The organism is Bacillus sp. TH50, assembly GCF_016650565.1.
Taxonomy (GTDB): domain Bacteria; phylum Bacillota; class Bacilli; order Bacillales; family Bacillaceae_G; genus Bacillus_A; species Bacillus_A mycoides.
This window is the reverse complement of the sequence record NZ_JAEKFM010000007.1, coordinates 2062967-2074356: the sequence shown is the minus strand read 5'-3', so window position 1 is coordinate 2074356 and position 11390 is coordinate 2062967. Positions and strand designations below refer to the sequence as shown.

8 protein-coding genes and 3 pseudogenes are annotated in these 11390 nt (G+C 34.4%); 7 read left to right on the top strand and 4 right to left on the bottom strand.

The genetic code is table 11. The annotated features are described in order from the left end of the window. The first annotated feature begins 129 nt into the window (after positions 1 to 129). Positions 130 to 762, top strand: a complete 633-nt coding sequence (locus JFU23_RS27655; protein ID WP_063219359.1) for a cupin domain-containing protein — start codon at positions 130 to 132, stop codon at positions 760 to 762. Between the two features lie 619 nt (positions 763 to 1381). On the opposite strand, the gene JFU23_RS27650 is transcribed toward JFU23_RS27655, so the two are convergent. After that, positions 1382 to 2683, bottom strand: coding sequence for an exosporium glycoprotein BclB-related protein (locus JFU23_RS27650; RefSeq protein WP_201033232.1), 1302 nt, complete (start codon positions 2681 to 2683; stop codon positions 1382 to 1384). A gap of 489 nt (positions 2684 to 3172) precedes the next feature. On the opposite strand from JFU23_RS27650, the gene JFU23_RS27645 reads away from it, so the two are divergent. Next, positions 3173 to 3469, top strand: coding sequence for a DUF4183 domain-containing protein (locus tag JFU23_RS27645; protein ID WP_201033230.1), 297 nt, complete (start codon positions 3173 to 3175; stop codon positions 3467 to 3469). A 62-nt stretch (positions 3470 to 3531) separates the two neighbouring features. Here the strand turns inward: JFU23_RS27645 and JFU23_RS27640 are convergent, their stop codons facing one another. Beyond that, positions 3532 to 4812: a DUF4183 domain-containing protein gene (locus JFU23_RS27640; protein ID WP_201033228.1), complete on the bottom strand. Its 1281-nt coding sequence runs from the start codon at positions 4810 to 4812 to the stop codon at positions 3532 to 3534. A gap of 323 nt (positions 4813 to 5135) precedes the next feature. On the opposite strand from JFU23_RS27640, the pseudogene JFU23_RS27635 reads away from it, so the two are divergent. Next, positions 5136 to 5570 (top strand): annotated as a pseudogene (locus JFU23_RS27635) (BclA C-terminal domain-containing protein). Positions 5571 to 5892: 322 nt separating this feature from the next. Here JFU23_RS27635 and JFU23_RS27630 read toward each other — a convergent pair. Beyond that, positions 5893 to 6508: pseudogene (locus JFU23_RS27630) on the bottom strand (helix-turn-helix domain-containing protein). Positions 6509 to 6567: 59 nt separating this feature from the next. Between JFU23_RS27630 and JFU23_RS27625 the strand changes: the two are divergent. The 4 genes from JFU23_RS27625 (at position 6568) to JFU23_RS27610 (ending at position 10736) form a co-directional block, all read left to right on the top strand. Beyond that, positions 6568 to 7152, top strand: coding sequence for a LysE family translocator (locus JFU23_RS27625; protein ID WP_002141751.1), 585 nt, complete (start codon positions 6568 to 6570; stop codon positions 7150 to 7152). Between the two features lie 142 nt (positions 7153 to 7294). Then, positions 7295 to 8056 (top strand): glycosyltransferase family 2 protein, encoded by a 762-nt coding sequence (locus tag JFU23_RS27620; protein ID WP_201033226.1) that lies wholly within the window; start codon positions 7295 to 7297, stop codon positions 8054 to 8056. A 181-nt stretch (positions 8057 to 8237) separates the two neighbouring features. Then, positions 8238 to 9098 (top strand): exosporium protein D, encoded by an 861-nt coding sequence (locus JFU23_RS27615; protein ID WP_201033225.1) that lies wholly within the window; start codon positions 8238 to 8240, stop codon positions 9096 to 9098. A gap of 1182 nt (positions 9099 to 10280) precedes the next feature. Beyond that, positions 10281 to 10736, top strand: a complete 456-nt coding sequence (locus tag JFU23_RS27610) for a TspO/MBR family protein (protein ID WP_201031127.1) — start codon at positions 10281 to 10283, stop codon at positions 10734 to 10736. Positions 10737 to 10855: 119 nt separating this feature from the next. Here JFU23_RS27610 and JFU23_RS27605 read toward each other — a convergent pair. After that, positions 10856 to 11232, bottom strand: a pseudogene (locus tag JFU23_RS27605) (carboxymuconolactone decarboxylase family protein). Between the last annotated feature and the right edge of the window lie 158 nt (positions 11233 to 11390).

Below are 11390 nucleotides of genomic sequence, written 5' to 3'. Positions count from 1 at the left end.
AGAAGCACAACCTATATTCTTTATAAAACAGGTGAATTTATTATGATACAGACAAATGCACATAACTAACACTAGGTACATATCCTAAAGTTGTATCCATACTTACCTATAGAAAGGCGGGTAATACAATTGACTTCTAATATCGACTACACTTCCCCCTCAACTAATTTCACTCATGATTTAAGTAAAAGTAATTTTTTTAAGAAAGATGCCCAAAATTATATAAATGTACTTGGCATAAAACAATTAAACACTTTAGAAAATACTTCTTTATTAGATATTTATTTAAGTACAGGCAACGTTGTAGAACCACATATTCATCAAAATGCAGCTGAACTTGTTTACTGTATTTCAGGATCTGCTGTTGTTTCTTTACTTAATCCATTTACGAATCAAATATTAAACTTACCGATAAAACCAGGGCAAGTTGCCAACATTCCACAAGCGTGGTGGCATTATGAAATTGCTTCAGCAGATAATACTCATTTATTAGCTATATTCGACGCCCCAACCCCAGAAGTTGTTTTTGGTTCTGATATTTTAAGATTAACTCCCGCTAATATGATGGCTCATACTTATTGCCTCAATGAACAACAATGGAAACAAGCCGTATCCCCAATTCAATCCACTACGGTAATTGGTCCTCCCGGAAACTGTAATCAAAACCGCGACATGATAAATCAGTCAACTCAGCCCCCTACTCAACAACAAAATCTATATTACCAAGATTCTTATTACTTCCCTCTATACTGGGGGTATTAATTAGTATCATTTTAATAGAACCACCATTTATCTCCTCGGAAAATATCGAGGAGATTTTTTATCGTAACAATTAATAGAGTACATACATATAATATTTATATATTTAATTGGAGGTGATAGTACTATGAGTAATTATAACTATCGAAAAAACTACTCTAATAATAAAAATAGTAGCTCTTCAGCATCCTCTCAATCTTCGAACTCTCAATCTTCCGATTCCCAGTCACAAAGAGATTTAGCCGAGCAAGGCTATGTAAAGAAAAAAGGATGTAACTGTAATAAAAATAAATAGTTTATTACTAATTTGAGCAATGACATTTCACCGCTCATGATTAACAATTTAACCCACTAGTATATAGTTTATTTAATGGATGAATTCTGTTTTTAATAGAATTCATCTTTTTTGTTTATATGTAATTTTTCAAACCATATAACTTATTCCATAAACAATAAAGTCTAAATCATAAATTTTGATTTTTCTTATATGCCAACTTAACAAAGAGTAACTTTTCAATTGATTTATTTCTAATTTCCCACAAAAGATATAGCCCCACCTAATAAAATTAGGTGGGGCTATATACAAATGCCTGTTTAAATTTCAAACAAACATTGTAACAAGTTAGACGATATTAATACCTGCACTTACAAATCCAGCAACTGCAGCTATTGGACTAGCAGCTGTTAATGAAACATATAATAATACTTTATCCCCAGCGGCTACCGGAATTGCTTCAGGTATGATACCTGATGCTGTAGCACCAATCGCTATTACAGCAAATGCTGGTGCTAATAATAAAGGTGCGCCCTGTACTGTAAACGTATTACTTGCTGCTGGTGCAGTTAATATTTGTATCTGCACTTGAACAGGTGTTAATGGAGCTAATGCAGCTGTTGCACTAAAGAAACCTGCTAATGACGTAATAGTCCCTGCACGTGGTGCTACAAATGCATAATCACCTATCCCTAACGCTAATGTGATACTTGTTCCACCCGTTAAAGCTATGCCAGGCTGACTAAATCCAAATCCAAGAAGAGTTCCTGTATTAGCTATTAACGCGTTAACTAACGCAGATGGTGTTGTACCTGAAGCAAACGGAATAATAGCTCCGCCACCAGTTGCTCCTGTTGCTCCTGTTGCTCCTGTTGCTCCTGTTGCTCCTGTTGCTCCTGTCGCTCCTGTCGCTCCTGTTGCTCCTGTTGCTCCTGTTGCTCCTGTCGCTCCTGTTGCTCCTGTTGCTCCTGTTGCTCCTGTCGCTCCTGTCGCTCCTGTCGCTCCTGTTGCTCCTGTTGCTCCTGTTGCTCCGCCTCCTGTTGCTCCTGTTGCTCCTGTTGCTCCTGTCGCTCCTGTTGCTCCTGTTGCTCCTGTTGCTCCTGTTGCTCCTGTTGCTCCTGTTGCTCCCGTTGCTCCGCCTCCTGTTGGACCTGTTGGACCTGTTGGACCTGTCGCCCCTGGAGTAGCATTGATTAATTGAATTAATAAACCAAAAAGAACTTGTAAAGTTGCAGGATCGATATTTGAGTTGCAGGATATAGGGATAAGATCTAGAGCGAAGAAGAATTGTGCAAGAGCGCTATAAAATTGTTGCAATAATGTTGACAATTGTCCTAAATTAGGTGCTGGAGATTGTAATAAAACTATAATACTTTGAGTTAATTGTTTCAAAAAATTAACTTCTGGGGAAGGTAATAAGGAATTTAAGAAAATTAAAAATTGATTAAATAAATCGAGTAACGCTAATCTGTTTGCATTACTTGGATTTGCAAAAAATGCTGCAATAGCTGATATTAATGAATTTAGTAAAGTTATTAATTGACTTAATTGTTGGCTAGTAATAGGAACTGACTGTGGATTTTTACAACAATCTGCTGAAAAAACAATCGGATTGCAGTTATTATGACCAAAACAATTATTTTGTGACATTTATTTCCTCCTTACTTTTCTTATAGTTGAGTGTTTTCCTATTCTAAGAACTATAAAAGATGCGATTGTAAAAAGTAGTTGAGTTATATGTTTCTCTTAAAATAGGAAACATGAATTATAATCAAACTTGAAAACGTAATTTAATTATGTTCATGACTCACATATTAATTATATGTTTTTAATAATTGAGTGCTTAGATTAAACACCTAAACTTAAGAGTTTATTTTATTTTTCCACGTTTATCTCCCAAATTCAATTGCCTATCAATTTAATTATCCATAGTAATCACTAAAACAATTAACAACATATGTTTCACTTATAATGACATCACTTTTTCCATACTAGAATAATTAGTATTTTACCTATACAAAAATTGTGTTGAAACTATAATCAAGATGCCGTTTCTAATATAGAAAATTCTCATATTATATAGTGGACAAGTTATTCTAAACTTCGTTCCAATAAATTTAGAATAGGAGTGAGAATTAAATGCCTATCATTCAACCATTTATGGCATCTAGAAGATTCACCTCTACACTAGGAGCTGGAACAGGAACAGGCACAGGTGCTGCTTTTGCAATTGCTGCCACAGCTTGTTTAAACGATGCAGGTACTACTGCAACTGCCTTCCCAACTTTTACGTATTACAATCTCTATATAAACGGTATTCTTCAGCCTAGTGTAAACTCCAGTGTTACTACTGGCCCTACTGGTGCTATTACAATTCCTAGCGGAGATGTATTAGACGGTGGAATTCCAATTACAATTGAATTTATCGTCACTTAATTTTAACTAACCAAATTTAGAACAAAAAGGACAGATTTCTCTTTATAGGAAATCTGTCCTTTTTAATTGATAATAATAAATTGTAGGATAATTGAAGATCCTTGTGAGGGTGGTTCAGCATCTAATAAAGTTAACTGACCAGCTGTAACTTCATAAAAAGGTTGTGGTTGAAGAATTCCATTTATAAATAGATTAATATAAGAAACTTCACTTGGTGATAAGATTTGTGTTGTACCGTATTGTGCTATACCATCTGCATTAGTATATATAAGTTTTTCCCCATCTGAAAAAGTAAAATATAATAGGTTTGTTGTTGGGATTGTTCCCGGTATTCCCGTTGGGCCGGTTATTCCTGTTGCTCCGGTTGCCCCTGTTGCTCCTGTTACTCCCGTTATTCCTGTTTCTCCCGTTTCTCCGGTTGGGCCTGTTTCTCCGGTTGCCCCTGTTTCTCCTGCTACTCCCGTTATTCCTGTTTCTCCGGTTGCCCCTGTTTCTCCTGTTACTCCCGTTATTCCTGTTTCTCCGGTTGCCCCTGTTTCTCCTGTTACTCCCGTTTCTCCGGTTGCTCCTATTGCCCCTGTTTCTCCTGTTGCTCCTGTTTCTCCGGTTGCTCCTGTTTCTCCCGTTATTCCTGTTTCTCCTGTTACTCCCGTTTCTCCGGTTGCTCCGGTTGCTCCTATTGCCCCTGTTTCTCCTGTTGCTCCTGTTTCCCCTGTTTCTCCTGTTACTCCGGTTGCTCCTGTTTCTCCTGTTGCTCCGGTTGCTCCTGTTGCCCCTGTTTCTCCTGTTACTCCGGTTGCCCCTGTTGCCCCTGTTTCTCCTGTTACTCCGGTTGCTCCTGTTGCCCCTGTTTCTCCTGTTACTCCGGTTGCCCCTGTTTCTCCTGTTACTCCGGTTGCCCCTGTTTCTCCGGTTGCCCCTGTTTCTCCTGTTATTCCTGTTGCTCCGGTTGCCCCTGTTTCTCCTGTTACTCCGGTTGCCCCTGTTTCTCCTGTTATTCCTGTTGCTCCGGTTTCTCCGGTTTCTCCTGTTGCTCCTGTTGCTCCGGTTTCTCCGGTTACTCCGGTTACTCCGGTTTCTCCGGTTTCTCCGGTTTCTCCGGTTGCTCCAGTTGCCCCTGTTTCTCCGGTTGCCCCTGTTTCTCCGGTTATTCCTGTTGCTCCGGTTGCTCCGGTTGCCCCTGTTGCTCCGGTTTCTCCGGTTGCTCCGGTTTCTCCGGTTTCTCCGGTTGCTCCGGTTGCTCCGGTTGGAAAATTAATAGACGGAAGAGGTGGAAATGTAGGACCGATATTTTTAGAATCCATAACTTCCTTAGACATTGGTAATTTGTCATATCGATTCAAATTTGCATCTCCCTTCTATAGTATTTATTAAATGTTAGATGTTCCGAAATGTTAAAAGAATTTTCTAAAAAAACACTATTAATCTCTCGATTAAAATCTTTGTACAAAATCAAATTTAATGTAACTTACTAAAAATGAATGTATTTTAAACAGCATGCCGTTACTATAAAAAATATTATTAATAGAATATATGAAAAGTATCTCCTTTATCATAAAAATGAGATGATTTTAATTAAAAATAAAGATAGAGAAAATCCCCAAAATAATGACGTACAATTATCTTTCCTTATAGACTAACTGGTCCTACTGGTAGTACTGGACCCATGAGTAATACCGGAACATAAACGTTACAACAAATTCTATATTTGCAAATAATACAGTGGATGGAACAGTTTCAGTTGTACTAGGGTGGTACTAACATACTACTTTCAAACAATCAAAGCCTTGATAGCTTTGCAGTCAATAGTGCGAATGATTTATTTACAGTGCCTGTAACGGGACGTTATTATCTTTCTTATCAAATTAATACTACAACTGCACTTCTTGCGGGTTCAAGACTACTTTTAAACGGATCTACATCGCTTCTGAGCTCAATTCTATCTCCTGCCTTATCTACTTCAAGTTATAATAATAATTTAATTACAATATTAAATGCAGGTAATACTATTTCTCTTCAATTATTCGGTCTCTTATCAATTGTCAATTTAGTCGGTGGTGGATCAACTGGCGCCTCTCTAACAATTATACGAGTTGATTAATAAATGATTCATTTTTTCTTCTTAGCTTTAAATGCCATTCCCCTATATAGATAGTAGAAACTATCTATACTAAATATTCCGGATAAACATTATCAATTTACTCTATACGCTATCAATGTTAAGTTATTTATGAAGACAGTTTCTCCTTTACTAATCATCTCAATATGTATTTGAGAAACATTCTCCAATCCTATACGCGAGAGAAATACTTTGTTGACACTCAAATGAGTGTCTTTTTTTGTAAATTGTAATAAATAAAACCATCTCTTATAGATGGTTTTATCAAAACATATCTCTTTATATTCTAAATAAAATAGCAAGTTTATGAAGCTGGATAATAAATGGTCATACTTAACCGAGTTAGCGTTCGTCCGGAATTATGATAAGAGTGCGGTCTATCCGCCTTAAAGCGAATTGAATCTCCGCTATTTAATGTATATTGACAATCATTTATTTCAATTGTCAATTCTCCCTCAAACACCGTTATAAATTCTTCGGTCCCTTCTTTATGGCCTTCCGAACTTAATTTTCCTTCCGTTTCAATTTCAACCGTATAGATTTCAAAGTTCCTATCATCTTGAAAAGGAAAAGAAGGATACACTTTATATCTCCCATTGTCTTCTGATAATACTTGAACATCGTTTCGTAAAACCACTTTCGTATCAGGCTGTGGATTATTAATTAAAGACGTAAAAGACACTTTTAAACCATTCGCTATCTTCCATATTGTTGTTAGTGTCGGGCTTGAATCTCCTCTTTCAATTTGTCCAATCATCGTTTTACTCACACCTGTTAATTGGGAAACCTTTTCTAAACTTAATTTTTCTTTCTCACGTATTGCCTTTATATTTTTCGCCAAAATAAGTTGAATTTCTTCCATAAAAAAACACCCCTACACTATATACAATATAACGACCGTTATGTATAATAAAAAGCACACGTTATATTGTTCTTTTCGGTCATTATAACACACGAAAAATACTTAGGGGGTTTTGAAATGCCTTTATTTTCTTTTTTATTATTTGTTTTTATTAGTAGCTTCACACCCGGTCCTAACAATTTTTTAGCTATGACATACGCAAATCAACTTGGTTTGAAAAGGAGCATGCAATTTTGCTTTGGAGTAGCTTTCGGTTTTTTCCTCCTCACTTCTTTATGTAGTTTCTTTAATATCGTACTAATTAATATTTTACCCAAAATCGAATTACCTTTAAAAATTTTAGGAGTAGCATACATGCTATATCTAGCTATTAAAATACTCATTAGTAAAGGCAGTACAGATCCCGATGAAAAAGATAATAAAAACTTATTTACAGTGGGGATTTTTCTTCAGTTTGTTAACCCTAAAGGGATATTATTCGGACTGACTGTAGTTTCTACTTTTATTCTCCCTTATTACAATTCATATTCTAGTTACCTTCTTTTTTCATTATTTTTAGGAGTAGTCGGTTTAATGAGTACATTTAGTTGGAGCCTATTCGGTTCAATGTTCCAAAAACTTTTATTAAAACATAACCAATTCTTTAACATTATTATGGCAGTTTTATTAATTTTTAGCGCTATTTCAATTGTTATCAACTAACTCCATAACCATCCCAATTCTTAATTTAACAGTCAATCCGAAATAAATAATTATCCTTACACCTATCATCTTTGTTTTTCTAGTTTTAAGGTGGGAACCTTCTAGCGATAAGATTCCCACCTTATCGTACTAAATAAGAAGTGTGTTATATAAGGAGGAGGTTTTCATTAAGACTACTTTAAGTTCTCATTTTTACAATGAAGAATATTTACTTCCATGGTGGTTAATGCATCCTACAAAACTATTTGATCACGGTATTCTAATTAACCGAGGATCTACTGACCGTTCAGTGGAAATATGTAAGTTATTTGCACCTCATTGGGAAATTCGCAATTCAAAAGTAGTAGAATTTGATGCCTATCTAGTTGATCAAGAAGTTATGGAAATTGAAAACGAAGTTACTGGATGGAAAATGGTATTAAATACGACAGAGTTTCTTTGGTGTTTTAATAAAGAACAATTCTTCACTTCACTTAACTCTAATGGAGGGAACAGGTTTTCCATTAGAGTTATAAAGATGATCGATGAACGTTATCACGGTATTTTAATCCACCCCAGTCCCAATCTGCTTTATCCCAACGGTAGATTACTTCACAATATTTTTCATGGTGACTACAGAGTCGGCAGACATGGCTCACATTATCCATATAGCATTTACATGCAGCCTGCTTTCGTTTTAAATTTTTTTTATAGTCCATGGAACGAGGCTATGAAAAAAAGAAAATTACAAATTGGACCCACTCTTTCTAAACATAGTGTACAGCGTGGTTTAGGTTCTCATCATTTAACAACACTTGAAAAATCAGAAAAAAACTATACGCACTATGCGACCTTAACTACTGATCTTCGGTTAATCCCAGAATACCAAACTGTATTTCCCGATTTATGCTTTCCTAACTATTAATATCGTAAAAAGGTTAGCTATACATTTCTTATATTTTGGTTAACTGAAACAAATTCTACAGAACATACATCTAAATTTTTTCTCTTATTCTCCTAAATAGAACTTTTTTCTACCTTGTACAAACATTTCTTACTTTTATTAAATACTATATATAGACAAATAAAAGATAGGAGATTAAAGAATGGCTGACTATTTTTATAAACATGGAAAAAAGTACTATAAAAACTATTCTTATTCTCACCACAAAAAAGAGAACTGTTTCATTGAAACGCATACGATTGCCGGTTCAAATATACCTCTAGATATTGTCGTACCAGCTAACACTTCAAGAATAGTTTTCGAAGATTCTACTAATAATCACAACAAAACATTACTTCAGTTTCATGTTCCTGGCACCTCTGCACCGATTGTAATAACTATTCGTACAAGAAATGCTCGTAGACCAATTACTGCTACAATAGCTACAGGTGAAACAAGGATTTTTCAAGTAGAAAATTTTGAAAGCCTCACTGTCACAAATAATACCAATACAAGTAGCGATATTGGTATTTTTATTCAAAAAACGTTTTGCATCTGCTGTGATGACCAAAATGATTACTATGCAGAACAATCACATTCTCTTAACCAAAAGAGTAACTGTTTTATTGAGACTCATACCATAGCCGGTTCGGGAACTTCCTCAACTGGAAATGTACCTCTAGATATTATCGTACCCCCTAACTCTTCAAGAGTGGTTTTTGAAGATCTTACTATTAATCACAACAAAACATTACTTCAAATATCTGTTCCTAACGATTCCGGTCCCATTGAAGTAACTATTCGAACAAGGATTTCTAACACACCAATTATCGCTACGATAGTTCCTAATGAAACAAGGATTTTTCAAGTAGAAGATTTCCAAGAACTTACCCTCACAAATAATTCCGATTCCTTTGATTTTATTGATATATTTATCAATAAAACGTTTTGTATTTGCTGCAACGATCAGAACAGCCCTTGCGATGAATGTTGCAATGAATACGACAATGATTATGATTGCTAGAATAACCGAAAAAAATCTCTCCTTTTACATTTCCCCATTAATACAAGAGGATGCAGTTAAAACATTTAACGAAAGACTATTGAATAGCAATGTTTGCAAATACAAAAAATGCGGTTTCTCTTATCACGAGAAACCGCATTATATCAATATTTTTGTTAAATTTTAAACTGACTTGTATACAAATCAAAGTTGTAGCCTCTCATTATTAAATAGTTTAATTTTGCGCTATTTCATTAGGTAATCCCATTTTCAAATGGATATATCAGCGATATTTTATATCTATTTCGTATAGGTGTTAGCAAGTTCGTTTGCAAACTTGTTAGCACTTTTTTATATTTCTTTTATTACATATTCCCTCACAAATATATCATACTTAGCTGCTAACTCTTCCAGTTTCTTCTCTCTGTATTTTGGAACTGCAAAAAATGAACTACTGCTATTTTTTCGTTATACTTTTGTGCGGAAAATATACCTTCGTTTTATATAGTTTCATTTCGTTTCACGTGTTGCATTAAATGTACGTATATCTGATAACGTTTTTCTATGATATCACTACTTGTTTTTAATTCGTGGCTGTTTTGTAGTGGATAATGTGGCTGTTTTTAATGAACCGTATGAAAATTTCACCATAAGATATAGGGGGGAATGTAAAATTCACTTGGTATTCTAGAAATAAGAGAGAAAACAGTTATATTTCTCTTTCGTTTCATAATCTATTCGTCTATAGGGAGATTGGTGGCACGCCTCTACATAGACTACTGTAGAGGTAAAAGCTGTTTCCTCATCCAAGGAATGACCGTATTCTGTTTTTGGGGTAATAATATGTCTGATATCACGAATGATTTTATGAGTATTTCGTATTAGTGTTTTTTAATTGATTAAACCTATTTTTAAATGTGACATATCTGTGCAGTGACAATAAGGTTGTTTCATTGAATTAATTGATGGAGAAGCTCTAATTAACATGTTAAATTCATAAAAATATAAAACCACCATTTTAAATAGGTAGTTTTTCATTTTAAATCTCTCGAAAAGAACGTAGTAAATATAAAGTTGTTAATTAATGATGAATTAAAAATGTGAGAATACCTATGTACATATTGAATATAATAATTTTATTTGTTGAAAGGACATACTATTGTATAGAGTTCTGTAATCTTCTATAAAATAAGGAGAATGTTTATGAAAAAATCTAGTATCATGGTATTCTTACTCACATATGGTTTGTTTTATCTTTCCAGTATTTTATTCCCTATCGATCGTGTTTGGTATAATGCCCTGCAAAAACCAACTTGGACACCTTCTGGTATGATAATCGGAATTATTTGGGCTGTATTATATGGACTCATTGCATTATCAGTTACAATTATTTATAACAGGTATGGGTTTAAGCAAAAACTATTTTGGTCCCTATTCCTTTTAAATTATATCTGTAATCAAGCATTCAGTTATTTTCAATTTAGCCAAAAGAATTTACTTTTCGCAACAATAGATTGTTTTTTAGTCACTATTACCACGTTGTTACTAATTGTATTTTCTTTAAAATCATCTAAGATATCAGCTTATTTGTTCATCCCATATTTTTTATGGTCTGCATTTGCTACATACTTATCCTGGACGATTTTTAGTATGAATTAATATTGTATAAAAACTTGAGCATAATCAAAAATGCTCAAGTTTTTTCATGTTTGCTAATTAATAAATAGACATTTTGGAAATAAAAAAGCTACACTTTCATGCAAGCAATCCTATTCTAATTAATTCATGTTCTTTAATTCTTCTATACTTTTTTGAACAAGTGTGACTGCTTGACTCATGGTAGGGCCACAGCCAAATGCTGCCGTTACACCAATGCTTTCTAGGATTTCTTGTTCAGAAGCTCCTTGATCAATACATCCCTTTGTATGATAAATAATACAATACTCATCCTGAGAATAAAGACTAATGCCTAATGCCTAATGCCTAATGCAATCAATTGTTTTTGCTTTTTTGATAGTGCACCATCTTTAAAGCATTCTTCCGTAAATGAATTGAATTGTTCAGTAAGTTTCGGCATCTTCCCAGCAAATACTCCCAAACCATATTTATACTGAAGTAGTGCATCTTCTGTTGAATTTCTACCTTTATGCTCCATTTTACATTCAACTCCATATCTATTATGTATTAAACACAGATTAGTATGGGCCGAAACAGTTTTGATTACTCATAATTGGTAAAATGAAACAGGCTAAAAAGAAAATTGAATGATAGTTTTCCTCAATCTCTATTGCTGTAATGACTCCTAAATATTTA

Coding starts and splice junctions, on each gene's coding strand:
- JFU23_RS27610 (WP_201031127.1), top strand. CDS start 10,281: ATGAAAAAATCTAGTATCATGGTATTCTTACTCACATATGGTTTGTTT.
- JFU23_RS27615 (WP_201033225.1), top strand. CDS start 8,238: ATGGCTGACTATTTTTATAAACATGGAAAAAAGTACTATAAAAACTAT.
- JFU23_RS27650 (WP_201033232.1), bottom strand. CDS start 2,683: ATGTCACAAAATAATTGTTTTGGTCATAATAACTGCAATCCGATTGTT.
- JFU23_RS27645 (WP_201033230.1), top strand. CDS start 3,173: ATGCCTATCATTCAACCATTTATGGCATCTAGAAGATTCACCTCTACA.
- JFU23_RS27625 (WP_002141751.1), top strand. CDS start 6,568: ATGCCTTTATTTTCTTTTTTATTATTTGTTTTTATTAGTAGCTTCACA.